Annotated in this window: 24 protein-coding genes, 1 pseudogene and 1 riboswitch; of the genes and pseudogenes, 9 read left to right on the top strand and 16 right to left on the bottom strand. The window is 72.2% G+C overall.

Going from position 1 to position 23,448, the window contains the following annotated elements:
• The first annotated feature begins 37 nt into the window (after positions 1-37).
• The 4 genes from ACFPCV_RS29675 to ACFPCV_RS29660 all read left to right on the top strand — a co-directional run bounded on the left by ACFPCV_RS29675 (position 38) and on the right by ACFPCV_RS29660 (position 3,434).
• Positions 38-370, top strand: coding sequence for a spore germination protein GerW family protein (locus ACFPCV_RS29675; RefSeq protein WP_378059678.1), 333 nt, complete (start codon positions 38-40; stop codon positions 368-370).
• A gap of 4 nt (positions 371-374) precedes the next feature.
• Entirely contained in the window at positions 375-1,163 is a 789-nt protein-coding gene (locus ACFPCV_RS29670) for a hypothetical protein (protein ID WP_378059677.1), read from the top strand.
• Between the two features lie 28 nt (positions 1,164-1,191).
• Positions 1,192-2,100, top strand: coding sequence for a nitroreductase family protein (locus tag ACFPCV_RS29665; RefSeq protein WP_378059676.1), 909 nt, complete (start codon positions 1,192-1,194; stop codon positions 2,098-2,100).
• Between the two features lie 62 nt (positions 2,101-2,162).
• The gene (locus ACFPCV_RS29660) at positions 2,163-3,434 is read left to right on the top strand and encodes an AMP-binding protein (protein ID WP_378059675.1); all 1,272 of its coding nucleotides are present in this window, start codon (positions 2,163-2,165) and stop codon (positions 3,432-3,434) included.
• A 61-nt stretch (positions 3,435-3,495) separates the two neighbouring features.
• On the opposite strand, the gene ACFPCV_RS29655 is transcribed toward ACFPCV_RS29660, so the two are convergent.
• From ACFPCV_RS29655 to ACFPCV_RS29620, 8 genes and pseudogenes are all read right to left on the bottom strand, one after another.
• Entirely contained in the window at positions 3,496-5,529 is a 2,034-nt protein-coding gene (locus ACFPCV_RS29655; RefSeq protein WP_378059674.1) for a CocE/NonD family hydrolase, read from the bottom strand.
• Between the two features lie 2 nt (positions 5,530-5,531).
• The gene (locus ACFPCV_RS29650) at positions 5,532-6,812 is read right to left on the bottom strand and encodes an ATP-grasp domain-containing protein (RefSeq protein WP_378059673.1); all 1,281 of its coding nucleotides are present in this window, start codon (positions 6,810-6,812) and stop codon (positions 5,532-5,534) included.
• Between the two features lie 197 nt (positions 6,813-7,009).
• A complete protein-coding gene (locus ACFPCV_RS29645; RefSeq protein ID WP_378059672.1) occupies positions 7,010-7,285 on the bottom strand; it encodes a YggT family protein in 276 nt (91 codons plus the stop codon).
• Positions 7,286-7,399: 114 nt separating this feature from the next.
• Positions 7,400-8,500, bottom strand: a pseudogene (locus ACFPCV_RS29640) (aminotransferase class V-fold PLP-dependent enzyme); the annotation flags it as partial.
• A 59-nt stretch (positions 8,501-8,559) separates the two neighbouring features.
• Positions 8,560-9,528 carry an anti-sigma factor RsbA family regulatory protein gene (locus ACFPCV_RS29635; protein WP_378059671.1) on the bottom strand — a complete coding sequence of 323 codons (969 nt, stop codon included), beginning with the start codon at positions 9,526-9,528 and terminating at the stop codon, positions 8,560-8,562.
• A 52-nt stretch (positions 9,529-9,580) separates the two neighbouring features.
• Positions 9,581-10,111, bottom strand: coding sequence for a hypothetical protein (locus ACFPCV_RS29630; RefSeq protein ID WP_378059670.1), 531 nt, complete (start codon positions 10,109-10,111; stop codon positions 9,581-9,583).
• An 89-nt stretch (positions 10,112-10,200) separates the two neighbouring features.
• A complete protein-coding gene (locus ACFPCV_RS29625) occupies positions 10,201-10,947 on the bottom strand; it encodes an ABC transporter permease (protein WP_378059669.1) in 747 nt (248 codons plus the stop codon).
• Complete coding sequence (locus ACFPCV_RS29620) at positions 10,944-11,666, bottom strand: ABC transporter ATP-binding protein (RefSeq protein WP_378059668.1); 723 nt, start codon at positions 11,664-11,666, stop codon at positions 10,944-10,946. Before ACFPCV_RS29620 ends, ACFPCV_RS29625 begins: the two co-directional genes overlap by 4 nt.
• A gap of 112 nt (positions 11,667-11,778) precedes the next feature.
• Between ACFPCV_RS29620 and ACFPCV_RS29615 the strand changes: the two genes are divergently transcribed.
• Entirely contained in the window at positions 11,779-12,885 is a 1,107-nt protein-coding gene (locus tag ACFPCV_RS29615) for a sensor histidine kinase (RefSeq protein WP_378059667.1), read from the top strand.
• The gene (locus ACFPCV_RS29610) at positions 12,882-13,526 is read left to right on the top strand and encodes a response regulator (protein WP_378059666.1); all 645 of its coding nucleotides are present in this window, start codon (positions 12,882-12,884) and stop codon (positions 13,524-13,526) included. Before ACFPCV_RS29615 ends, ACFPCV_RS29610 begins: the two co-directional genes overlap by 4 nt.
• Positions 13,527-13,603: 77 nt before the next feature.
• Here ACFPCV_RS29610 and ACFPCV_RS29605 read toward each other — a convergent pair whose 3' ends face one another.
• Entirely contained in the window at positions 13,604-13,906 is a 303-nt protein-coding gene (locus ACFPCV_RS29605) for a hypothetical protein (protein WP_378059665.1), read from the bottom strand.
• A 295-nt stretch (positions 13,907-14,201) separates the two neighbouring features.
• Positions 14,202-14,516 (bottom strand): quaternary ammonium compound efflux SMR transporter SugE, encoded by a 315-nt coding sequence (sugE, locus tag ACFPCV_RS29600; RefSeq protein ID WP_378059664.1) that lies wholly within the window; start codon positions 14,514-14,516, stop codon positions 14,202-14,204.
• A 6-nt stretch (positions 14,517-14,522) separates the two neighbouring features.
• Positions 14,523-14,589, bottom strand: a riboswitch (guanidine-III (ykkC-III) riboswitch).
• Positions 14,590-14,703: 114 nt separating this feature from the next.
• Here sugE and ACFPCV_RS29595 point away from each other — a divergent pair.
• Together ACFPCV_RS29595 and ACFPCV_RS29590 are read left to right on the top strand one after the other, a co-directional pair.
• Entirely contained in the window at positions 14,704-17,088 is a 2,385-nt protein-coding gene (locus ACFPCV_RS29595) for a phosphoketolase family protein (protein WP_378059663.1), read from the top strand.
• Positions 17,088-18,173: an acetate/propionate family kinase gene (locus ACFPCV_RS29590; protein ID WP_378059662.1), complete on the top strand. Its 1,086-nt coding sequence runs from the start codon at positions 17,088-17,090 to the stop codon at positions 18,171-18,173. Before ACFPCV_RS29595 ends, ACFPCV_RS29590 begins: the two co-directional genes overlap by 1 nt.
• A gap of 235 nt (positions 18,174-18,408) precedes the next feature.
• Here ACFPCV_RS29590 and ACFPCV_RS29585 read toward each other — a convergent pair whose 3' ends face one another.
• A complete protein-coding gene (locus tag ACFPCV_RS29585) occupies positions 18,409-19,050 on the bottom strand; it encodes a TetR/AcrR family transcriptional regulator (RefSeq protein WP_378060047.1) in 642 nt (213 codons plus the stop codon).
• 98 nt (positions 19,051-19,148) lie between these two features.
• On the opposite strand from ACFPCV_RS29585, the gene ACFPCV_RS29580 reads away from it, so the two are divergent.
• Positions 19,149-20,330, top strand: coding sequence for a cytochrome P450 (locus ACFPCV_RS29580; protein WP_378059661.1), 1,182 nt, complete (start codon positions 19,149-19,151; stop codon positions 20,328-20,330).
• 4 nt (positions 20,331-20,334) lie between these two features.
• On the opposite strand, the gene ACFPCV_RS29575 is transcribed toward ACFPCV_RS29580, so the two are convergent.
• The 5 genes from ACFPCV_RS29575 to ACFPCV_RS29555 all read right to left on the bottom strand — a co-directional run bounded on the left by ACFPCV_RS29575 (position 20,335) and on the right by ACFPCV_RS29555 (position 23,366).
• Positions 20,335-20,457: a hypothetical protein gene (locus ACFPCV_RS29575; protein WP_378059660.1), complete on the bottom strand. Its 123-nt coding sequence runs from the start codon at positions 20,455-20,457 to the stop codon at positions 20,335-20,337.
• Between the two features lie 81 nt (positions 20,458-20,538).
• Complete coding sequence (locus ACFPCV_RS29570; RefSeq protein ID WP_378059659.1) at positions 20,539-21,612, bottom strand: zinc-binding dehydrogenase; 1,074 nt, start codon at positions 21,610-21,612, stop codon at positions 20,539-20,541.
• Between the two features lie 22 nt (positions 21,613-21,634).
• Entirely contained in the window at positions 21,635-22,321 is a 687-nt protein-coding gene (locus ACFPCV_RS29565; protein ID WP_378059658.1) for a 2OG-Fe(II) oxygenase, read from the bottom strand.
• On the bottom strand, positions 22,318-22,905 hold the full coding sequence (locus tag ACFPCV_RS29560) for a methylated-DNA--[protein]-cysteine S-methyltransferase (RefSeq protein ID WP_378059657.1): 588 nt from the start codon (positions 22,903-22,905) through the stop codon (positions 22,318-22,320). Before ACFPCV_RS29560 ends, ACFPCV_RS29565 begins: the two co-directional genes overlap by 4 nt.
• Entirely contained in the window at positions 22,902-23,366 is a 465-nt protein-coding gene (locus ACFPCV_RS29555) for an RNA polymerase sigma factor (RefSeq protein ID WP_378059656.1), read from the bottom strand. The genes ACFPCV_RS29560 and ACFPCV_RS29555 overlap by 4 nt, the downstream gene beginning before the upstream one ends.
• Between the last annotated feature and the right edge of the window lie 82 nt (positions 23,367-23,448).

Genomic DNA, 23,448 nt, shown 5'->3' with positions numbered 1-23,448 from the left:
ACGGCGAATGGCACCAGGGTGGACTTGAGGAGGCGGCATGAAGGTCGCGGAACTGTTCGCACAGGCGAGGAACTCGGTCGAGGCCAAGATGGTCTACGCGGAGCCCGTCGAACGTGACGGGCTCACCGTGATCCCGGCCGCGCGGGTCTCGGCAGGCGGTGGCGGGGGCAACGGCCGCGACAAGAACGGCCAGGAAGGCGAAGGCGCCGGGCTCGGGCTCTCGGCCCGGCCGGTCGGGGCGTACGTCATCGCGGACGGAAAGCTGCGGTGGGAACCCGCGATCGACGTGAACCGCATGGTGGCAGTGGGCGGCGCGATCGTGGTGGCCGCGCTGTGGCTGGTCGGCAGGCACAAGAAGGCGCAGGGATAGCGCGATGGCCTCCCGGCGCGGGCGGGTCCTGGCGGCCGTCATGACGGCGGTCGGTGTGACCGCCGCCGGCGTGGCGTGCGAACAGAGCCCGCGGGCACTCGAGCCGACCACGATCAACGGCACCACGACGGGGTCCGCCGCCACCACGACGACACCGACGACACCGACGACCAGCGCCCCCGCCCCACGGGATTTCCCGTACCAGCCGCTGTGGCCGTTCGCCGACGCCGACGCCGCGGCCGCCTGGCAGGAGAGCTACCGCTCCGGCGGGCACCAGCCGTGGCACCTCGACGCGGAGGCGACCACGATCGCGTTCACCACCGACCACCTCGGCTTCACCGAGATCGACCAGGTGCTCGCCAGCGACGTGCGGGACGACGAGGCCTGGGTGACGGTCGGTTACGCGGTCGAGCAGAGCAAGCCGGGCACGGCCGCGGTGGTGCACCTCGCGCGGATCGGTGCCGGGCAAAACGCGCCGTGGGAGGTCGTCGGGACCCGCGACACCACGCTCACACTCACCCAACCCCGTTACGGGACGACGGTTTCCAGCCCGGTCACCGTCGGCGGCCAGGTCACCGGCGTCGACGAGAGCATCCGCGTCCAGGTCATCGGGCCATCCGGGGGGCTCGGCGATTCGTGCTGCCTCGCCGCGGGCGGGGAGGACACCCCGTGGTCGACGACCGTGACCTACCAGGGCGCGACCGGGGACGCGCTCACGATCGTCGCGTCGACCGGCGGGCACGTCACCGAGGTCGAACGGTTCGCCATCACCGGGGTGCGGCCCGCCGCCTGACCCACGGACCGACGCGAGGAGGCGTCGCATGAACACCACCACCACCATCCGGCCCGGCCACCAGACCGTGCTCGACGCGCTGCGCCTGGCGAACCGGGCGCCGTCGGTCCACAACACGCAGCCGTGGCACTGGCTGGTCGGCGACTACTCGGTGCACCTGATGGCCGACCGCGCCCGGCACGTGCCCGCCGACGACCCCGGCGCGCGCGACCTGGTTCTCAGCTGCGGCGCCGCGCTGCACCACCTCAGGACCGCGCTCGCCGCCTCCGGCTGGCACGCGGCGGTGTGCCTGCTGCCCGGTGCCGACCCCGACCACCTCGCGTCGGTCGAGGTGGTGCCCCGCGAACCGGCGGAACAGGACGTCGCGCTGGCGCTGGCCATCCCCCGCCGCCACACCGACCACGGCCCGTTCACGGCGTGGCCCGTGCCCGCCGGGCACCTCGACCTGCTGGTCCGTCACGTCACGGCCGAGGGCGGCCTGCTGGTGCCGGTGACCGACCCCGCGCACCGGCACCTCGGCACCACCGCGATCGCCTCCGGCACGGGATGGCAGGAGGAGACCGGGCCACCCGCGGTCCCCGGCGGTGACGAGGTGCTCGTCCTCGCCACGAGGGACGACGACGCGGTGTCGCGGCTGCGGGCAGGCGCGGCCGCGAGCGCGGCGCTGCTCGCCGCCACCGGCCTCGGGCTCGCCACGTGCCCGCTGTCCCGGCCACTCCGGCTCGGGTGCACCCGCGCCCGGGTGCGCGACGAGGTGCTGCACGGCAGGGCACATCCACAGCTGTTCCTGCGTGTCGGCTGGGCCGGCACCGAACCACGCGCCGCGTCGACGCGGCGCCCGGTCACCGAGACCGTCACCTACCTGCCCGGCACGGGGCCCCGGCGCGAGGCAGCGGTGCGCAGGTCCCAGGTACCGGACCCGCGATCGTCTCGGTGACAGGCGCGCGTCCTTCGACCCGGCCCCGTGCGGACTGCCGGGCAAGCGCGGACGATCGTGGCATGGCCATCGAGTACGGCACACCGGCGCGGTACCTGCCCGCGCCGAGGGACAACGCGACCGGCGACCTGACCCGCAACGCGCTGCGCGCACCCGACGCGCCCGCGTTCGCGCGGTGGCTGGGCGGCGCGTGGCACACGATCACGTGGGCCGAGTTCGCCGAGCTGGCCACCACGCTCGCCGCGGGGCTCGTCGCCGCCGGGATCGCGCCGGGCGACCGGGTCGCGCTGATGGCGGGCACGGGAGTGGACTGGGTGCGCGCGGACTACGCGATCTGGCTGGCGGGGGCGGTGTCCGTGCCGGTCCCGGCCACCGCGCCGCGGGCGGAGGCGGAGTGGATCCTGCGGGACTCGGGCGCCGTCGCCGCGTTCACCGGCGACGACCGCCAGTACGCGCTGATGGCGGACGCCGGGGTGCGGCACATCTGGTCGACGGCGGCGGGCGGGTTGGAGGAACCGGCCGCCGCCAGGGAGGTCGAGCGCCGAAGGCGCGCCCTCACCTCGGGCACGCTCGCCACGATCGTCTACCCGCGCGGCGGCGCGCACGGCTGCCGCCTGAGCCACGGCAACCTGACCGCGGCCGTGCACGCGGTCACCGACGAGGTGTTCGGCCCGGACACCGGGCTGCTGGTGGCGGTGCCGCTCACCGACGTCGTCGCGCGGGTGACGCAGCTGAAGGCGGTGCGCGGCGGCGCGCTCACGGCACACGCGACCGAACCGGCGCACCTGACCGACGCGCTGCTGTCCTTCCGCCCCACGGTGCTGCTCGCCGCGCCCGCCACGCTGGACGGGTTCGACCAGGGCGCGGCACGCACCGCGGTGGCCTACGGCCAGGCCCTCGACACCGGCCGGGTGCCGCTGTCGTTGCGGCTGCGCGGCCGCCACCCGAAGCAGCCCGCCCGGTTCGGCGGGCGCGTCACCCACGTCGTCACCGGCGGCCAGCTCGCACCGCACCTCGCGTGGTACCTGCGCGGCATCGGCCTGACGGTCCTCGACGGCTACGCCCGCACCGAGACGACCGGCGCGGTCACGGGCAACGTGCCGGGTGGCACCCGCACCGGCACCGCGGGACGGCCGCTGCCGGGCTGCCGGGTGCGGGTCGTCGAGGACGGTGAGGTCCTGGTCCGCGGCGCCACCGTCTTCCACGGCCACTGGGGCGCCCCGACCCCCGCCCTCGACGAGGACGGGTGGTTCCACACCGGCGACCGGGGCAGGCTCGACGACGGCTACCTCACGATCACGGGCAGGCTGCCCGGCCGTGGACAACCGGGCTGACCGGCGGCACCCGCGCCGCGGCCCGCCACGGAGGCGCGGGTGCTGTCGGCGGCCGTGCCGATCAGACCAGGTGTCTCGGCACCGTGACGTCCCAGTTCCTGGAGCGGACCCGGATCGCGCCCTCGTACGCGTCGAGCCGGGCGTGCACGTGGAACTCGGTCGGCGTGCAGGTCATCACCTGGCAGGTCTCGACACGGGTGTGCCAGTCGCCCCTCGCGAAGGTCATGGTCCACTCGGTCTGACCGCGCGGGGAGGAGAAGTCGTCGGCGGTCCACGAGTAGCGTTCGTGGACCCGTTTGCCGATCTCGATGCCGGTGTCCTCGAAGCGCACGGTCCCGGTGTCCTTGAGCACGTCGAGCGCCGACTCGTAGGTGATCATGTTCCGCGAGACGTCCCAGTGGTACTCGCCGGGGCTGCGCACGCTGGTGGCGAGCGGTGCCGCGCCTTCCGGTTCGTCGAACGGGCGCAGCGTGACCTCGTCGGACACCGCGATCGGGCGGATCGGCAACTCGAGGGAGCTGCCGCGCGTATGCACGGCGAGCCGGACCGGTTCCGGCGGCGGCCACGCCAGTGGCCAGTACGAAGTGGACAGTGAAAGCCGGATGCGGTGACCTGCCGGGAACGCCTGGGCCACCCCGTTGAGCGGGATCTCGACCTGGTAGCGGCGGCCTGGTTCCAGCGGCTCCGGGTGTTCGTGGGACTCGCGGTGGGCGAGGTTGAGCAGGCCGTAGGTGACGCGGGTGGCACTGCCGTCCTCCGCGACGTCGGACAACCGGGCCGCCACCATCGCGCTCGGCCGGTTCGCCGACACGTCCAACCGGACCACGGGCGCGCCGAGGATCTCGCACGGCTCGGTGAGCACGTCCGTCTCGAACACCAGCGAGCCGCCGTCCTCCTCGCGCTGGTCGTAGGGCAGGTCGGGCGGCGCGTTGTAGGAGCACCACTTCCCGGCGAACTGCCCGACCGACAGCGGCGACTCGACGGAGAGCACCTCGTCCACCGCCTCCGCGTCGCGCGGGGCGATCCGGTGCGGGGCGAGGGGATGCACGTCGGTGCGAATGTTCGGCGACGGCCACGTGTGCTCGCCGACCCAGCGGCCCGGCCGTTCCTCGTACGACGTGGACGGCGGCACGCTGTCCTGCATCCACGCCCGCAGCACCGGCTCGTCGGTCACGTCGGCCCGGCCGTCCTGGCCGGCCCGCAGCCAGCGGTCGAACCAGCGGACCACCTCCTGCAGGTAGCCGATCGCCGGGCCGGGCACCCCGAGGTGCGGGTACTTGTGCGACCACGGCCCGATCAGGCCCTTGCGCGGCACGTCGAGCCCTGCCATCAGCCGGAGCACCGCGTTGGAGTAGCCGTCGGCCCACCCGCACGACGCGAACACCGGCACCTCGATCGCCGAGTAGTCCTCGCACACCGAGGCGTGCCGCCAATAGTCGTCCCGGCACTGGTGGTTCAGCCACTCGACCACCCACGGGCGGGCCGCGTCCAGCCGCTCCAGCCACATCCGCCGCCACCGCTCGCCGGTCAGCGCCGGGTCGGGCGGGCAGGCGCTGTAGGCGAACATCGTGCCCGACTCCGCGAGGTTGTCCGACAGCAGGCAGCCACGCATGTAGTGCATGTCGTCGGCGAAGCGGTCGTCGGTGAACGACGCGATGCAGATCGCGCCGAGGCTGGGCGGCCTGCGGGCGGCGACCTGCAGCGCGGAGAACCCGCCCCACGAGATGCCCATCATCCCGGTGTGCCCGTCGCACCACGGCTGGTCGGCGAGCCACGCCAGCACGTCCTCGGCGTCGAGCTGTTCCTGCTCCAGGTACTCGTCGACGAGCACGCCGTCGGACTCCCCACTGCCCCGGATGTCCACCCGCACGCACGCGAAGCCGTGCCCGGCCAGGTACGGGTGCGCGATCGAGTCACGCACCGAGGTCAGGTCGCGTTTGCGGTAGGGGATGTACTCGAGGATCGCGGGCACCGGTTCGGCGTCGGAACTCAGCGGCCGCCAGACGCGCGCGGACAGCCGGGCCCCGTCCCGCACCGGGATCAGGACGTGTTCCTCCTCCTTGACGGCGTGGGGCAGCGAGGTGACGACTCGCATGCTCAGCTCTCCCCTCCCTCGTCGGCGAACTCGAACCGCAGCGCGGCGACGCAGCGCTCGTACTTGGCCGTCAGCTCGTCCTCGTCGTTCGCGCCGACCACCAGCTCGGCGAGCTCGTAGCTGTAGCTGTCGGCGTAGCGCTGTTCGGACAGCCGCCCGCCGTCGGGTGCCTTCCGGTAGATCCGTACCCCGTCGACGGCCTTCTCCACCGCCGCGATCTCGTCCGCCGAGGGGCCGTGCAGGAGCACACCGTCGGTGAAGCGGCGCAGGTACCAGCGGGCCGAGATCGCGTACGGGCCCTTGCCGCGCGGGCCGGGGTCCTCCCCGAGCGCGACCTGGACCATGTACTGGTGGTTCGGGTAGCCGTCGACGTGCTCGAACAGCTCGGCGTGCGCCTGCGAGTGCCGGGGGTTGATCTCCAGCAGGTTGATCTCACCGGTCGCCGGGTCGCAGAAGTACTCGATGCTGAACGTGGTGTTGTCCAGCCCGACGCCCGCGATGGCCCGCCGCGACACCTCCGCGAGACGGTCGCACATGCGATCGGACAGCTGCGCCGGGTACTGGTGGCGCAGGAAGCTCGCCACGCCCGGGTACACCAGGGAGTCCAGGACGCCGTAGACCACGATCTCGCCGTCGCGGACGTAGCCCTCCACCGCGGCCCGGTTCCCGGACAACGCCCGCTCGGCCAGCGCGGACTGCCCACCGGCCTCGGCGATCTCCGGTGGCAGGTCGGTCTGCTTGAGCAGGTGCTCGAACGGCTCACCCACCGTGCCGATCCCCTCCCGCAGCTCCTCGACCGCGGCAGCGAACTCCTCATCGTCGGTGACCTCGAAGGCGAGCTTCGACGAGAACGACTTCACCGGCTTGAGCCAGCACGGATAACCCACCTCGGCGGGCAGGTGCGGCGCGTCGAGGTCCACCAGCGCGAACGGCGGATACTCGTCGATCACCTCGCGCTGGACCAGCCTGCTCCAGTACTTGTGCTCACATTTCAGCACCGCGTCGAGGCTGGCGCTCCGCAGTCCGAAACGCTCGCAGAGCACCGGCACGATGGTGCTGACCGGGAAGTCCCAGAATCCGATGATGGCGTGTACCTCACCGTCGAACTGCTCGATCCGCGACTCCAGCGTCGCAAGCAGGTCCGCCATCGTGATCTCGTCCGACTGCATGTCGAGAATGGACATCAGCGGGTGGAACTCGTAGCGCTCCGCGTCCGGCACCCTTCGCAACAGCTCCAGGTTCCGCTCGTCAAGGCCGAGCACCACGACGTTCAACCGCGACATGTTCACTCCTCCGGGTAGGGGACCGTCCCATTCGGTCATACCCGTTTCGCCACAAGTTATGGCCACCGGTTTACCCCGTCGCAAATACGGGAACCCCATCGATAACGCATGCCCCGAAACAAACTTTCGGGGCGCTGAGAGTCCCGAAACGTCTTTCGGGACAGGTCAGTCGCGGGTGCGTCGGGCCGCGGGATGATCTACAGGCTGAAGGCGACCCCGCGCAGGATCAGCGCGAGGACGAACACGGCGGTGAACGCCAGGTCGATCGACAGGCCACCGGCCCGCACCGGCCGCAGCACCCGCCGCACCGGCGCGATCACCGGTTCGGTGCCCGCGTGCGCGATGGTGCGGGCGCGGCGCATCCACGGCGATCCGTGGGAGACCAGCCCCGCCCAGTCGAGCAACATGCGCGCGATCATCAGCACGACGAAGACCGTCAGCGCGTACCCGAGCAGTGTTCCGATCACGTCCATGCCGACTCCTCCGCCGCGGCCAGGTCCGGCCGCTCCACCACGACAACGTCCGGCACCGGGCCGGAAGTGTCGCCTTCGCCGGATTTCTCAGCCGACTATCAGCCGGGCGGTGTCGCGGCGCAACGCCGTCAGTGCGGCGTGGACCCGTGCCACGGCACCGGGTCCGGTCGAGGCGTGCGGGGACAGCCGCACCTGGTCGGGCCGCACGGTGGCGGTGACCTCGACGTCGGCGAGGGCGGCGGCCACCTCCGCGACGGACCGGCCGGGCACGCGGAACGACAGGATCCCCGCCCGCCTGCGTGTCGCGGACACGATCTCGGCGCCCGCCGACCGCAGCATCTGGTCGAGCTCCGCGACACGGTCGGCGATCCGGCCGGCGATCACCGGGGGCCCGATCTCCTCGGCCAGTTCGAGCGCGCGGGCCAGCGCGCCAGCGGTGACCGGGCTGAGGTTGCTCACCGACCAGGACTGGGCACCGGGTGCGGTTTCGTGGATCTCGTCGTCGAACACCGCTGGGTCGAGCGCGCCGGTCCATCCGGAGAGCAACGGTTCCATGCGTGCCAGCGCGCGGTGCGACAGCACCGCGAACGCGGTCCCCCATCCCGCGCGCAGCCATTTCTGCCCGCCGCACACGAGCACGTCGGCGGCCGCCCACGGCTCGTCGACGACGCCGACGCCCTGGATGCCGTCGACCACCAGCAGCCGGTCGCCGACGACCTCGCGCAGTGCGGCCAGGTCGGCGCGGTGGCCGGTGCGGAAGTCGACGGCGCTCACCGCGACGACGGTGATGTCCTCGGCCAGCGCGGCCGCGACCGCCTCCGGGGTGACGTGGCCGCCCGGTGCGCGCAGCCATCGCACGGCCAGCCTGCCGGCCTGTTCGGCCCGCACCCACGGGTAGGTGTTGGCCGGGAACTCCGCCGCCGACACCAGAACCGCGCCGCCGGGCACACCGAACGCCGTGTGGAACAGGCCGTGGCTGGTGGTCGGCAGCAGCACGACCCGGTCGTCGGTGGCACCGCACAACCGCGCCACCGCCGCCTTCGCCCGGCCCTCCGCCGCCATCAGGTCGTCCACGGTGGACGCGTCGGCGGCCGCGAGCCGCCCGAGCAGCGCGGCACTCGTCTCGACCACGGCCCGCGACGGCGGCCCGACCCGCGCGAAGTCGAGATAGCCGGCCGACTCGCCGAACTGCTCGTGCCAGAACTCACCCGTCACCGAGGGAGTCAAACACGCCGGGTGCCGCGGGCGAAGGCACGGGTCGTGGGCGAACCTCGTCAGCCGGTGAACGGACCCATCCTGAAGTACGCGCGGATCGCCGTGCTGCCGGGACCCGTGTGCGTGCGGACGAGGTCCGCGATCTGGTTGACGAGCAGCAGCCCGCGCCCCCTGGGGTGGCCCCTGCGTGCCGGGCGCCTGCCTGCCAGCGGGTCGGCGAGCGTGCCGCCGTCCTGGACCTCGCAGACGAGGTGATCGCCGCACGTCCACATGCGCAGGGTGCCCGCTCCACCGCCGTGCTCGACGCTGTTGGTGAGCAGCTCGGTGACGGCCAGCTCCACGTCGGCGGCGCGGTCCGGGGACAGTCCGAGGCGGGTGGCGTGGCCGCTCGCCAGCCTGCGGGCCGCGACCACGTCGGGCACGGTGGCCGCCACGACCTCCTCGACCGGCACGGACGGCGCGGGCAGCGGCTGGTTGTGGGCGGCGACGACCCGGTCGGGGGCGTAGGCCTCGCTGTCCCGGGCGCCGTCGGCGTCGATGAGGACCGGATGGGTCGCCTCGGCGTCGGCCAGCACGTCCTGGTCAAGGCCGGCGACGTCGTACGGGCACAGGATCGTCACGTCCCGGCCGGTGAACGCGTGGTTGATGAGCGCCTCGTGCTGCGCGCAGGCCGGGTACTCCAGGCCGGACCGGTCCGGCCAGACCGGTTCGCCGATGATGCGCACCGGCCCGCCGGGGTGGGCGTCGGCGAACGCACGCAGCACCCCGGGGATGATCCGGCCGGGGTTGCGGCCCGCCGCCATCATGTCCAGCAGCCGCACCCGCACGGCGTCCGCACCGAGCGCGGAGCGCAGCAGGGCCAGGTTGCCGCCCGGCACGGCGACCGCGACCGGTTCGCCCGCGGCCAGCCCGGCACGCACGAACGGGACGGTCCCAGCCAGGTACTCCGCCGCACCCCGGTAGAACAACGCCGGGTGCACGAACGGCTCGGCGGGCTCGACCGGGGACAGCGCCGCGGTCACGCTCATGCCGTCTCCTCGTCCGCCTGCCACCCACTCGGGTCCAGGGTAGGCGCTCCGGTCACGGAGATCCGGCGGCGGCCCCGTGCTCGACCTCGCCGCCGAACGCCTCGGCCACCGCGCGCACCCGCAACCGCTCCAGCTCGTCGATCTGGGACCTGGCGCGGCTGATCAGCGCGTCGAGCCTGGCCACGTCGAGCCTGGCGTCCGTTTCCGCGCGCACGCGCAGCGTCCGCCAGGCCGCGCCCTTGCCCTCCACTCCGAGCCGCATCGCCTCCAGCTCGACGACCCGGCTCAGCGGCGACCGCGTGACCAGCCTGCCGTTGGGCTTGAGCCGGGCGACCCGCTCCGCCGCCAACGCCGCCAGCGTCTTGTACCGCCGGATCGGCACCCCGAGAGCGGCCATCATGTCGATCAGCGCGGTCCGGTCCTCGTCGATCTCGCCGGCCAGCCGCGCGAGCGTCTCCCCGAGGGGCCCGCCGCGTTCCGCGCGGGCAAGCCGGGTCGCGAGCGCCGCGCCGCCCGTGGCACCCGCCAGGTGGTCGTTCAGGTAGATGCCGAGCAACGTGGTGGCATCGGGATTGGCGTCCATGCCGCTGGCGTACCCGCGACCACGCCGGTCTAACGTGACTCCGCCGACGCCCGCTCGTGGCCGCCCAGCACGCGGGGTGGAACGGCACGTCAGTCCCAGCGGAACCAGACCGTGGCGACGGTGACGCCCACGGCGGTCGCCGCCAGCAGCGCGGCGACCGTGCCGAGCGGGACCGGGGTGCCCGACCACGCGCTGGACAGGGCGTCGACGGTGGCTCCGAACGGCAGCCACGACCCGGCCTGCTCGACCACGTCCGGCAGGGCGGAGGTGCCGCCGAACAGGCCGCCGACCGCGCCGAGGACGAAGAACGCGATCAGGCCGATGGCAACAGCGGAGTTGGGTGTCGGCGCCAGGGACGCGACCACCATGCCGACCGCGTACAGCGCCGCGATCGACAGCACCAGCGCGAGCACGGCCGCACCGGGCCGCGCGGGCGGCTGCGCACCGAAGGCGAGCATCGCCACCGCGAACGCGAGGCCGATCCCGAGCACCGTCTGCGCCAGGCTCACCAGCAGCTGCGCGACCAGCACCAGCAGCGGTGACACCGGGGTGACGGCCAGGCGGCGGAGGATGCCGCTGCGCCGGTAGTACGCGAGGAAACTCGGCATGTTGATCACGCCGATCGACGACAGGACGATCGCGAACACCAGCGGCAGCACATACACGTCCAGCGCGGAGCGGCCGCCCGCGACCTCCTGCCCGGCCGCCGCCGACGCGTTCATCACCAGCACCAGCATCGGCAGCCCGATGGGCACGACGAGGCCCGCCGTGTCGCGGACCACCATCCGCGCCTCGCACCTGGTCAACGTCAGCCACGCGGCGATCGGGGCGCTCACATCTCCTCCGGTTCTGTTCCGGTCAGTGCCATGAAGGTCTCCTCGAGGTTGGCCACGCCGGCGGCGGCGACCAGGTCGGCTGGCGGGCCGAGCGCGACGATCCGGCCGCGGTCGAGCACCGCGACCCGGTCGCACAGCCGTTCCACCTCGTCCATCGCGTGGCTCACCAGCAGCACGGTCTCCTCGCGCAGCCCGTCGATCGCGGCCCACACCCGCCGCCTGGCGCGGGGGTCGAGGCCGGTCGTCAGCTCGTCGAGGATCACCACCCTCGGCCGGCCCACGAGCGCGAGCGCGATCGACAGCCGCTGCTGCTGGCCGCCGGAGAGCCGTTCGAAGCGGACGGCGCGGTGCTCACCCATCTCGACCATGTCGAGCAGCTCGGCGGCCGGTCTCGGGGCGCGGTAGAAGCTGCGGTACAGGTCGACGAGCTCGGCGACGGTGAGCGCGTGGTGCAGGTACGGCTCCTGCAGCTGCACGCCCAGCACCTGCCGCAGCGCGGCGCGGTCCCGCACCGGGTCGAGACCGAGCACGCGGATCCGGCCGCGGTCGGGGGTCCGCAACCCGGCGACCATCTCCACCGTCGACGTCTTGCCCGCGCCGTTGGCACCGACGATCGCCACCACCTCACCCGGTTCGACGCGCAGGCTGACGTCGTCGACCGCGACGACGTCGCCGTACCGCTTGTGCAGGTGTGCCACGAGGATGGCCGGTTCGGTCATGGCGGCGACGCTAGGTGCGGCGGCGTGCCGGGCGCGGGTGCCGCCGGTCAGTGATCGCGACCATGACCATCGGCACCCCCGCCCGTTGTGTCCGGTTCCCTAGGGTGTCTGCATGAGCCGTTTGGGACCGGACGAGTGGTCGGGGCTCGCGATGCTCGTCGTGTGCGTCGGCGTCGGGGCACCCGTGGTGCTTGGCGCCACCGAGCCCGGGGTGCCGCGGGCGGTGTGGCTCGCCGGGTTCGCCACGGTGCTCGCGGCGGCGCTGCTGGCGGTGTTCGCCGACGACCGGGCCGCCTTGCGGTACCCGCTGTACGGGCTGGCGGTCGTGGTCGGCTGGGGTCTTGTCGTGTCCGCGCCGGGTGCCGGGTTGCTGCCGATCCTGCTGGTCGTGCTCGCGGCGCTGGGCGCCGAGCTCGTCGGTGTGCCGGTCGCGATCGCCGTGGCGTGCGCGAACACCGTGGTCGTCGCCGTGACCACGGCCAGGCAGAGCGCGGACACCGTCACGGTGCTGACCGTCGGCGGTTTCTACGCGCTGATCCAGCTCGCGAGCGTGCTCAGCATCGCGGCGGCACAGCGGGAGCGCAGGAGCCGCCGCCAGCTGGTCGAGGTCAACGTGGAGCTGCGGGCCGCCGGGGTGCTGCTGGAGGAGTCGGCGCGCACCGCGGAACGGCTGCGGATCTCCAGGGAGCTGCACGACCTCATCGGGCACCAGCTCACCGTGCTGACGCTGGAGCTCGAAGCCGCGCGGCACCGCGCGGAGGACCCGGCGCGCGAGCACGTCGAGCGGGCCAACCGGGTGGCGCGGGACCTGCTCGCCGACGTCCGCGCGACCGTCGGCACCCTGCGCACCGAGCACGCCACCGACCTGGCCGAGGCGCTGCGCCGGGTCGGCAGGCAGGTGCCGGGGCTGGCCGTCACGGTCGACATCGACGACGCCGTCACCACCGACGAGGAGCAGACGGCCGTGCTGGTGCGGGCGATGCAGGAGATCGTCACGAACACGCTGCGGCACGGGCACGCCGGCGCGCTGCGCGTCGACGTGGTGCGCGATGGCGGCCACATCCGGATGACCGCGGCGGACGACGGGCGCGGCGCCCTCGAGGTCCGCGTAGGCAACGGGTTGCGCGGGTTGAGCGAGCGCGTCGCCGCGCTCGGTGGTGCGGTCGACTACGACGGCGCGGCAGGCTTCCGGGTCACGGCGACGGTGCCGGTGCGATGACCCGCGTCGTGCTCGTCGACGACCAGACCCTGGTCCGCCACGGTATCCGCACGCTGCTCGGCATGGCCGGGATCGAGGTGGTCGGCGAGGCAGGCGACGGCACCGCCGCCATCGTCGCCATCGAGGAGACCAGGCCCGACGTGGTCCTGCTCGACCTGCGGATGCCGCGCCACGACGGCATCTGGACGCTCAACCGGTTGCGGGAGCGGGGCATCGACCTGCCGGTGCTCGTGCTGACCACCTTCGACGACGACACCCTCGTGCTCGACGCGCTGCGTGCCGGCGCCCGCGGCTACCTGCTCAAGGACGTCACCCTCGAACAGCTGACCAGGGCCGTCGCGACGCTGGCAGGCGGCGGCACGCTCATCGCACCCGCCATCACCGACCTGCTCGTGCGGGCGATCCGGTCCGGCCCGCCACCCGCCGGCGTGGACGCCGCGCCGGTGCAGGACCTCACCGACCGGGAGCTGGAGGTGCTGCGCCTCATGGCGCAGAGCTACACCAACCGCGAGATCGCGGAGCTGCTGTTCCTCGCGGAGGGCACGGTCAAGAACCACGTGTCGACGATCCTGCTCAAACTCGGCGCCCGCGACCGAACCAAGGCGGTGCTCAGAGCCCTCCACGAAGGCATCCTGCGCTAGTGCCCCGCGCCGGAGATCCCGCACAGGGTTCCACGGCGACTACTACTTGCGTCCTGACTCGCCGACGGTCCTGGTCGTCAGAGGCCGAAGCTCACGCTGTTGGCCGAGTCGTACTGGAACTCGCCGGTGCTCGCACCGGACCGGAGGCCGAAGGAGTAGTTCATGCACTCCCGCCCCCAGTAGATGCTCGCCTGGCCGCTCGTCTCGTTGACCAGCTGGAAGTTCTTCTTGATGTCCAGCGGATAGCACCGATAGTCCTCGGGATCGGTCAGCACCGGCTCGGCGCCGACCAGGAACCGGCCGGTGGCGGCCGCTGCCGGCCCCGACGTGGTCACGACCAACGTCAGGGACGCGGCCATGGCGATCACCGAAGTGGTCACGCGCCGCACGATCATGGTGATGTCCCCCTTGTGTTCCGCCGTGTTTCCATTCAAGCCACGGAAATCCGCTTCGCGCCAGGGAGGCCCTCCGGTGGGACGTGTTGTCCAGCCGTTCGGGTGACTACTCGCAGGGGTAGTTGCCGATGGTGCACGTGACGCCGTAGTCGTGGGCGTCGTTGAAGTGGTCCGCGAAGCCGCTGTAGAGCGGGTGCGCGGCACCCGTCTCCGGGGCCGTCTTCGCGAAGATCTCGTCGTTCTCGTTTGAAGCGTCCTGCGTCCAGTTCTGCGAACCGGTTCAGTGGGCCAGTTTCAGGCCCACCACGCCGGCGACGATCAGCAGCAGGCAGCACACCCGCGCGACGGTGGCCGGTTCTTCCAGGTACAGCATGCCGAACACGGCGGTGCCGACCGCGCCGATGCCGACCCACACCGCGTAGGCGGTGCCGATCGGAATGGAGCGCATGGCGGCGGCGAGACCGCCCATGCTCAGCACGAGCGCGACGACGAACACGACGGACGGCACGAGCCGGGTGAAGCCCGCACTCTTGCCGAGCGCGATGGCCCAGACCGTCTCGAACAGGCCGGAAACGACGAGAATGATCCAGTTCATGGTGGTGTCGCGTCGTCTTCGCGTGGCCGGGTACGACGCGCTCGTCCGGAACGGCCCCGGAGCGGGACCGTCACCGCCAACCTAGCCCAGTCCGGCTTCCGCTCGGAGGTGACCTGCGGAACCAGGCATAGGACCGGCTCCGGCCGGGCACTCAACGCCACGAGCCGACCATGGGAAGAGGACACCGGTGACAGACAACACGGACGGGCCACTCGACCGGCAGGCGCTGAGGGTGCTCGACGCGTACTGGCGGGCTGCGAACTATTTGTCCGTGGGGCAGATCTATCTGCTTGACAATCCGTTGCTGACCGAGCCGTTGTGTCGTGAGCACATCAAGCCCCGGCTGCTCGGGCATTGGGGCACCACACCGGGTCTGAACTTCCTGTACGCGCATCTGAACCGGGTGATCCGGGCGCGGGACCTGAACACGATGTATGTGGTCGGGCCCGGGCATGGTGGGCCGGCGATGCTGGCGAACACGTGGTTGGAAGGCAGCTACACCGCTGCGAACCCGGCGGTGCAACGCGACGAGCAGGGTATGCGGGAGTTGTTCCGCCAGTTCTCCTTCCCCGGCGGGGTCCCCAGCCATGTCGCACCGGAGGTGCCCGGCTCGATCCACGAGGGCGGTGAGCTGGGCTACTCGCTCGCCCACGCGTTCGGTGCCGCGTTCGACAACCCCGACCTGGTCGTGGCGTGCGTGGTCGGCGACGGCGAAGCCGAGACCGGGCCACTGGCGGCCAGCTGGCACGCCAACAAGTTCCTCAACCCGGCCACCGACGGCGCGGTCCTGCCGGTCCTGCACCTCAACGGCTACAAGATCGCCAACCCCACCATCCTGGCCCGCATCCCCCAGGACGAACTGGACGCCCTGTTCCGCGGCTATGGCTACGCCCCCCGCTACGTCACCTGCGACATCGACACCGACACCGAGCAGGTCCACCAGGACATGGCCGCCGCGCTTGACGAGGCCCTGGACGAGATCCGCGACATCCAGCAGCGCGCCCGCGCCGGCGGCGACCGCGACCGGCCGCGGTGGCCGCTGATCGTGCTCCGCTCCCCCAAGGGCTGGACCGGCCCATCCGAAGTGGACGGTGTGCAGGTCACCGGCACCTGGCGGGCCCACCAGGTGCCGCTGTCCGGAGTGCGCGACAACTCCGAGCACCTCGCACTCCTGGAGCAGTGGCTGCGCTCCTACCACCCCGAGGAACTGTTCACCGACAACGGCGCACCCATAGCCGACCTGCTCGCCACCGTCCCAGACGGTGACCGCAGGATGGGTGCCAACCCGCACGCCAACGGCGGCCTGCTCCTGCGCCCGCTCGAACTGCCCGACTTCCGCCGCTACGCCGCCGAGGTCGACAAGCACGGCGCCACGACCTCCGAACCGACCCGCGTGCTCGGCCGCTGGCTACGCGACGTCGTCCGCGACAACGCCGACACCCGCAACTTCCGGATCTTCGGGCCCGACGAGACCGCGTCCAACCGACTCGACGCCGTCTACGAGGAAACCGGCAAACAATGGCAGGCCGAGGTGCTGCCGGTCGACGAGCACCTCGCCCACGACGGCCGCGTCGTCGAGGTGCTCTCCGAGCACCTGTGCCAGGGCTTTCTGGAGGGCTACCTGCTCACCGGCCGCCACGGCCTGTTCTCCTGCTACGAAGCGTTCATCCACATCATCGACTCCATGTTCAACCAGCACGCCAAATGGCTCAAGACCAGCAAAGCGCTCCCCTGGCGGCGACCGGTCGCCTCCCTGAACTACCTGCTCACCTCCCACGTCTGGCGCCAGGACCACAACGGCTTCTCCCACCAGGACCCCGGGTTCATCGACCACGTCATGAACAAGAAAGCCGAGGTCATCCGCGTCTACCTGCCACCGGACACCAACACCCTGCTCTCGGTCGCCGACCACTGCCTGAAAAGCCGCGACTACGTCAACGTCGTCGTCGCGGGCAAGAACCAGACCCCCGACTGGCTGCCCATGGACGAAGCCGTCCTGCACGCCACCCGCGGCGCGGGTATCTGGGACTGGGCAGGCAACGAGCACGACGGTGAGGAGCCCGACGTCGTGCTCGCCTGCGCCGGTGACGCACCGACCCTGGAGGTCATGGCCGCCACGGCGATCCTGCGTGAACAACTACCCGACCTGAAGGTGCGGGTGGTCAACGTCGTCGACCTGATGCGCCTGCAACCCCACACCGAACACCCGCACGGCATGACCGACCCCGAGTTCGACGCCATGTTCACCACGGACAAGCCCGTCATCTTCGCCTACCACGGCTACCCGTGGCTCATCCACCGGCTGACCTACCGCCGCACCAACCACCACAACATCCACGTCCGCGGCTACAAAGAAGAAGGCACCACCACCACACCCTTCGACATGCTGGTGCTCAACGACCTCGACCGCTTCCAACTCGTCACCGACACCCTCGACCGGGTGCCACACCTCGGCTCACGAACAGCGCGGGTCCGCCAGCGCATGGCCGACCTGCGGGCCCGCCACCACCAGTGGACCCGCGAACACGGCGAGGACCTCCCAGAGGTCCGCGACTGGGTGTGGCCCTACTGATGACGAACGTCCTGGTGGTCAACGCGGGCTCGTCCAGCCTCAAGCTGGCGCTGCTCGACGACACCGACGAGGTCGTCGACGCGACGACCATCGAACGGTGGTCCGGTGGCGACAGGACCGACGACATCAAGGCGTTCGTCGACGGGCTCCCCGGGGTCGACGCCGTCGGGCACCGGATCGTGCACGGCGGCGCCGACCTGACCACACCGGTGCTCCTCGACCAGGACGTCCGCGACCGCATCGCCGGTCTCACCGAACTGGCACCACTGCACCAGCCCCGCGGGGTCGCCGGGATCGACGCCGTCGGCACGGTCCTGCCCGGTGTGCCCGCGGTGGCGTGCTTCGACACCGCCTTCCACCACGACCTGCCCGCCGCGGCGCGGACGTACGCCCTGCCGCGTGAGTGGAACGAACGGTGGTCGCTGCGCCGCTACGGCTTCCACGGCCTGTCCCACGCGCACGTCGCGCGGCGGGTGGGACAGCTGGCGGGGCCGGACAGGCGGATCGTCAGCTGCCACCTCGGCTCGGGAGCGTCGCTGACGGCGATCGCCGGTGACCGGTCCGTCGACACGACCATGGGGTTCACGCCGCTGGCCGGGCTGGTGATGGCCACCCGGTCGGGTGACGTGGATCCCGGGCTCGTGCTGTGGCTGCTGCACCACAGCGGAGTGTCGGCCGACGAGCTGTCCGACGTGCTCGAGCACCGCAGTGGCCTGGCCGGGTTGACCGGCGGCAGCGGCGACCTGCGGGACGTCGTCGCGGACGAGGCCGCCCGGCCCGCGCTCGCGGTGTACCTGCACCGGCTGCGGCGCGAGATCGCCGCGATGGCGGCGGCCATGAACGGGCTGGACGTGCTGGTGTTCACCGGTGGGGTCGGTGAGCACCAGCCCGCCGTGCGTGCCGGGGCGGCCGCCGGGCTGGCGTTCCTCGGCGTCGCGATCGACACCGACGCGGCCGTGGCCGGTGACACGGAGATCACCGCACAGGGCGCGGCCGTGCGGACGTTCGTGGTCACCGCGCGGGAGGACGTCGAGATCGCGCGCCAGGTACGTTCCCTGTCGCCGGAAGGGGCCCTCGGTCCCTGACCGTCGCAAGACCAGGCCGATGCCACCGTGCGCGGGGACCCGGGCTTTGGCGCTAAGGCGCGTTGACGGGGTGGCAATGCCCTGAAAGGCGCGTTCAGGGCGCTGAGCGCCCTGAACGGCCCATTCACGGCACCGGCCCAGCCCCGTCTCGAGCACCCGCGTGGGTGTGGGGGTCGTGCCTGATGACGGGTCCGTACGCCAAGTCACTTCACATGATCTTCACGGAATCAATCGTCTAGCCGGGAGGGCCGAACTCGAGGTCGTCCCGGGTCAGTGGGCGGCCGGGCAGCTCGTCGTGCGCCGGCGCGCGCAACCCGTCCATCATGATGCCCAGCACCCGACCGGGCACGAACCCCGCCGAGTCCCGCGTGACCGACTGGTTCTGGTGCACGACCGACACGAACAGCGTCGCGAGGTCGCCGACGCCGACGTCGCGGCGCAGGCTGCCCTCCTCCTGCGCCCTGTGCACCACCTCGTCGAGCATGTCGAGCAACTCGTCCCGCACCCGCGAGGTCTCCTCGTCGGACCCCACCACGGCCGTCACCCTCGGCGACTTGGCCTGCACGCTCACGTGCAGCCACGCCGACTGGCGCATGATCCGCGTCAGTGCCGCCCACGCGGTCCGCTCCTCGGTGAGCGCTGCCCTGGTCTCGTCGGCGACGGCCTGGAAGGTGTCCCGGAAGACCGCGCGGATCAACGCGTCCCGGTCGACGAACCGCCGGTACAGGGTGCCGACGCCGACCGAAGCCCGCCGCGCGATCTCCTCCATCGGCACCTCGGCGCCGCGCTCGGCGAAAATCTCGCGCGCCGCCACCAGGATCTGGTCGCGGTTGCGGCGCGCGTCCGCGCGCAGCGGCACCTCGGGTTCCGTCACCAGCGGATTATCACATCCGGCCAGTGGTGGACGGAGCGCGTTCGGATGGCTACGGTCGATGACAAGCGGACGAATTTCATCCAGATCTTGGGGGTACCACCATGCCGGAGTCCTTCCCGCCACGCGCCTGCCCGTTCCACGGCGACGCGTCGATCACCGAGCCCGGCCCGATGACCAGGGTGACGCTGCGCAGCGGGCAGGAGGTGTGGGCCGCGTCGCGGCACGCCGATGTCCGCACCGTGCTGACCGACCCCGCGTTCTCCGCCGACCGCGCCAACCCGGGCTTCCCGAACCCCACCGGCCGTCGCGTCCAGCAGGACAGCGGGCTGAAGCCGTCGCTGATCACACTGGACCCGCCCGAGCACGGGCCCGCACGGCGCGCGGTGCTCGCCGAGTTCACCGTCAAGCGCCTCGCCGCCCTGCGCCCGCGCATCCAGCAGATCGTCGACGAGCACCTGGACGCGATGCTCGCGACGGAGTCCCGTACCGCCGACCTGGTGGCGGCGCTCGCGCAGCCCGTGCCGTCGCTGGTGATCTGCGAACAGCTCGGCGTGCCCTACGCCGACCACGACTTCTTCCAGTCCCGGTCGCGCACGCTGCTGTCCCGCTCGGCCGCCGCCGAGGAGATCCAGACGGCGGCCGGGGACCTGCGCGCGTACATGGACAAGCTGGTCACCGAGAAGGAGGGCACGCTCCCCGACGACCTGATCGGCAGGCAGATCGCCAGACACCGCGCCGAGGGCACCTACGACCACGACGCGCTGGTGAGCCTCGCGGTGCTGCTGCTGATCGCGGGTCACGAGACGACCGCGAACATGATCTCGCTCGGCACGCTCGCGCTGCTCGAACGGCCCGAGCAGCTCGCGCTGCTGACCGCCGACCCGTCCCGCACCCCGGACGCGGTCGAGGAGCTGCTGCGGCAGTTCACGATCGCCGAGTTCGTGACCTCCAGGGTCGCGGTCGCCGACACCGAGGTCGGCGGCGTGACCGTGCGGGCAGGCGAAGGCGTGCTGACGCTCGGCAACGCGGCCAACCACGACGCGGCCGTGTTCCCCGACCCCGACCGCCTCGACATCACCAGGGGCGCCCGCAACCACATCGCGTTCGGCTACGGCGCGCACCAGTGCCTCGGGCAGAACCTCGCCCGCGAGGAGCTGCGGATCGTGTTCGACTCCCTGTTCACCAGGGTCCCGACGCTGCGGGTCACCGCGCCGGTCGCCGACCTCCCGTTCAAGGACGACGCGACGGTCTACGGCCTGCACAGCCTCCCGGTCAGCTGGTGAGCCCTCAGTAGCGGCCCGCGCAGTTCACGACGGGCGGCCCGTTCGCGGGCTCGGGGGTGTAGGTGACGCAGATCCGGAACCAGACGTCCTCGACGCCGTCGCGGTCACGGTCGCGTGGCAGCGCCACGGTGTGACACGGCCGTGCTCGACGGTGAACGGGACGGCGTGGCCGTGAAGGAGACCGCCGGGATCGGCTGGGTGCGGGTGCTCAGAACGTGACGATGGTCCGCGCGCCCCGGCCGAGGTGTTCGAACGCGTCGTTCACCCCGGCCAGGTCGGTGGTGGCCGTGGCAAGGGCGGCGAGGTCCAGCTTGCCCTCCTCGACGAGGCCGAGCAGGCGCGGGACCTCGACGTCGGGATCGCTCGACCCGAACACGCAGCCGTGCAGTGTGCGGCCGAACCAGTACAGCTCCAGCGCGTTGAACTCGACGATGTTGGCCTTGCCGCCGACACCGACGACCGTGACCGCCCCACCCCGGCGGGTGGCCGACCACGCGGTGCGGATGGTCGCGGGCAGACCGACGCAGTCGAAGGCGTGGTCGGCGCCGCGGCCGCCGGTGAGCTTGCGGATCGCCTTGGCGGTGGTGTCGCCCGACACCAGGAAGTCGGTGGCGCCGTGCTGAGCGGCGAGATCGGCCTTCGCCTCGCTCACGTCGACGCCGATGACCGGCCCCGCGCCGACCGCCCGCGCGGCCTGCAGCGCGGAGAGCCCGACCCCGCCGAGGCCGACGACCACCACGGACTCGCCCTGCCGCACGCGTGCGGTGTTGAGCACCGCGCCCGCGCCGGTCTGCACGGCGCAGCCCAGCACCGCGGCCTGTTCCATCGGCACGCTGTCCGGCACCTTCACGACACCGGCGGCCGGCACGATGGTCTCCTCGGCGAAGGCGGCCGTGCCAAGGCCCGGGTAGACGGGGGTGCCGTCGTCGAGGTGTGCGTACGGCGCGCGGGCGGTCTCCTCGGCGTGCACGCACAGCCACGGCTCGCCGTGCTCGCAGAACCAGCACGCCCGGCAGGCAGGCGCCCAGTTGAGCACCACGTGATCGCCGACGACGACCCGGTCGACGTCGTCGCCGACCGCGATGACCACACCGGCGCCCTCGTGCCCGAGCACCGCGGGCACCTCCTGCAGTAGCGTGCCGTTCGCCAGGGACAGGTCGGAGTGGCAGACCCCCGCCGCCGCGACCCGCACCTTCACCTGTCCCGGCCCCGGGTCGCCGAGGGTGATGTCACGGACCTCGAGTTGCCCGCCCTGCTTGGAAAGCACCGCTGCTCGCACCATGGTGCGACTTAATCACACGGCCTCATGCCGCGTCGTGGAACACCAAGCCCAAAGTGTGTCGTCGTCCGGACCTGATCACCGACACCCCGTGCCGCACCGGCGACGCCGACCAGCCACGCGCCGACCGCACCGGCCGGTCACGGGTGGTGAACACCAGCCCGTGACCACGCGGGACCAAGGTGGCCGTGCCCCGCGACTGCGCCCTCGGCCGCTGCTCGACCAGCAGGAACTCGCCGCCGGTGTGGTCACCGCCCGGCTCGTTGAGGTTGATCACCACCTGCAGCGGGAAGACCTTCTCGCCGTACAGGTCCCGGTGCAGCGCGTTCCAGTCGCCCTCCTCGTAACGCAACAGGATCGGCGTCGGCCGGGTCTGTCCGGCCGCGTGGCACTCGGCGAGCCACTCGTCGAGCGTGTCCGGCCAGTGCTCGTCGCGGCCCAGCCGCGCGGCCCAGTCCCGCGCGATCGGCAGCAGCCGGGGGTACAGCCGCTCCCGCAGCCGGGCGACGGGCTCGGGGAACGGTGCCCGGAAGTACCGGTACCGGCCGCGCCCGAACCGGTACCGCGCCATGTCGATGGTGGCGCGGAACCGGTCCGGCTCGTCGTAGAGCGCGACGAGGCCGGCGCACTCGGCGTCGGTGAGCAGGCGCGGCAGGAGCGCGCAGCCGTACTCGTCGACCTCCGCCGCGAGGGCCGTCCAGTCGGTCGTCATGCCGCCTCCATGGTCAGCAGGACCCGCTTGGCGTCCGGTCCGCCCGCGTAGCCGCCGAACGACCCGTCGGAACGGACCACCCGGTGGCACGGCACCACCACCGGCACCGGGTTGGTCGCGCACGCGGTGCCCACCGCGCGGACCGCCTTCGGGCTCCCCGCGGCGGCCGCCACCTGCGCGTACGTCTCGGTGCGACCGTATGAGATCGCGGGCAGGTGGTCGATCACCGCCCGCCGGAACCCGCTGGTGAGCCGCAGGTCCAGTGGCACGTCGAACGCGGCGCGGCGGCCGGCGAAGTACTCGTCGAGCTGCCGCGCGACCTGGTCGAGCCGGGTGGGTGCGTGCAGGACCCTGGGGCTGACGGTCTCGGCGAGCCGCGCGAGCTCCGCGTCGTGGCCGACGTTCTCGTACACGACCCGCACCAGCCCGGCCGGGGTGGCGGCGAGCAGCAGCGAACCGACGGGGCTGTCGACCGTCCGGTAGGCGAGGTCGAGCAGCCCTTCCCGTTCCGCGTCGGCGACGAGCCGGGCGTGCAGCCGCGCGGCGGCGACGGGGTCCGCCAAAGGCAACGTGTCGAAGTTCATGCGGTCTCCTCCTCGGTGTAGAGCGTGCGGAGACGTTTCATGCCGTCTGCGGCGGCGCGGCGGGCGGCGTCCTCGGTGCCGCCGGTGATCACCGCGATCTCGCGGTAGGGCAGCCCGGCGAGGTGGTGGTAGGCGACCGCGAGCCGCTGTTTGTGCGGCAGGCGCGCGAGCGCCGCCCACAGGTCGCCGTGCCACTGGTCGGTCCGGCCCCGGTCGGGCACCTCGGCGACGGCCACCGGCCGCCGCCTGCCGGCCCGCCACGCGTCGAGCGCCTTGCGGTGCGCGATGGTCACGAGCCAGGCCTCCACGTTCGCGTCGGCAGGCAGACCGGGGTACGCCCGCAGCGCCGCGAGGAAGGTCTCCGACCACGCGTCCTCGGCGTCGGTGGGGCCGAGCACCGCGCGGCACACGCGCAGCACCATGGGCCCGTACTCGTCCACGATCCGCTCGAAAGGTCTCACACTCCGAAGACGCCGCGGACCCATGAAACGTGAGAATGCCAGTTCAGTCCGCCACGGGAGCGGCCGCCCGGCGGGCCGGGCG

The sequence above is a fragment of the Actinophytocola glycyrrhizae genome (assembly GCF_042653545.1).
Lineage (GTDB): Bacteria > Actinomycetota > Actinomycetes > Mycobacteriales > Pseudonocardiaceae > Actinophytocola > Actinophytocola glycyrrhizae.
The sequence above is the reverse complement of the archived record's forward strand: the minus strand, read 5'-3'. Positions and strand labels throughout refer to the sequence as shown.

Excerpts from the sequence above, each read along its gene's own strand:
- ACFPCV_RS29655 (WP_378059674.1), bottom strand. The coding sequence starts at position 5,529 with ATGCGAGTCGTCACCTCGCTGCCCCACGCCGTCAAGGAGGAGGAACAC.
- ACFPCV_RS29590 (WP_378059662.1), top strand. The coding sequence starts at position 17,088 with ATGACGAACGTCCTGGTGGTCAACGCGGGCTCGTCCAGCCTCAAGCTG.
- ACFPCV_RS29670 (WP_378059677.1), top strand. The coding sequence starts at position 375 with ATGGCCTCCCGGCGCGGGCGGGTCCTGGCGGCCGTCATGACGGCGGTC.
- ACFPCV_RS29650 (WP_378059673.1), bottom strand. The coding sequence starts at position 6,812 with ATGTCGCGGTTGAACGTCGTGGTGCTCGGCCTTGACGAGCGGAACCTG.
- ACFPCV_RS29665 (WP_378059676.1), top strand. The coding sequence starts at position 1,192 with ATGAACACCACCACCACCATCCGGCCCGGCCACCAGACCGTGCTCGAC.
- ACFPCV_RS29620 (WP_378059668.1), bottom strand. The coding sequence starts at position 11,666 with ATGACCGAACCGGCCATCCTCGTGGCACACCTGCACAAGCGGTACGGC.
- ACFPCV_RS29645 (WP_378059672.1), bottom strand. The coding sequence starts at position 7,285 with ATGGACGTGATCGGAACACTGCTCGGGTACGCGCTGACGGTCTTCGTC.
- ACFPCV_RS29580 (WP_378059661.1), top strand. The coding sequence starts at position 19,149 with ATGCCGGAGTCCTTCCCGCCACGCGCCTGCCCGTTCCACGGCGACGCG.
- ACFPCV_RS29635 (WP_378059671.1), bottom strand. The coding sequence starts at position 9,528 with ATGAGCGTGACCGCGGCGCTGTCCCCGGTCGAGCCCGCCGAGCCGTTC.
- ACFPCV_RS29565 (WP_378059658.1), bottom strand. The coding sequence starts at position 22,321 with ATGACGACCGACTGGACGGCCCTCGCGGCGGAGGTCGACGAGTACGGC.
- ACFPCV_RS29615 (WP_378059667.1), top strand. The coding sequence starts at position 11,779 with ATGAGCCGTTTGGGACCGGACGAGTGGTCGGGGCTCGCGATGCTCGTC.
- ACFPCV_RS29570 (WP_378059659.1), bottom strand. The coding sequence starts at position 21,612 with ATGGTGCGAGCAGCGGTGCTTTCCAAGCAGGGCGGGCAACTCGAGGTC.
- ACFPCV_RS29675 (WP_378059678.1), top strand. The coding sequence starts at position 38 with ATGAAGGTCGCGGAACTGTTCGCACAGGCGAGGAACTCGGTCGAGGCC.
- sugE (WP_378059664.1), bottom strand. The coding sequence starts at position 14,516 with ATGAACTGGATCATTCTCGTCGTTTCCGGCCTGTTCGAGACGGTCTGG.
- ACFPCV_RS29630 (WP_378059670.1), bottom strand. The coding sequence starts at position 10,111 with ATGGACGCCAATCCCGATGCCACCACGTTGCTCGGCATCTACCTGAAC.
- ACFPCV_RS29610 (WP_378059666.1), top strand. The coding sequence starts at position 12,882 with ATGACCCGCGTCGTGCTCGTCGACGACCAGACCCTGGTCCGCCACGGT.
- ACFPCV_RS29660 (WP_378059675.1), top strand. The coding sequence starts at position 2,163 with ATGGCCATCGAGTACGGCACACCGGCGCGGTACCTGCCCGCGCCGAGG.
- ACFPCV_RS29560 (WP_378059657.1), bottom strand. The coding sequence starts at position 22,905 with ATGAACTTCGACACGTTGCCTTTGGCGGACCCCGTCGCCGCCGCGCGG.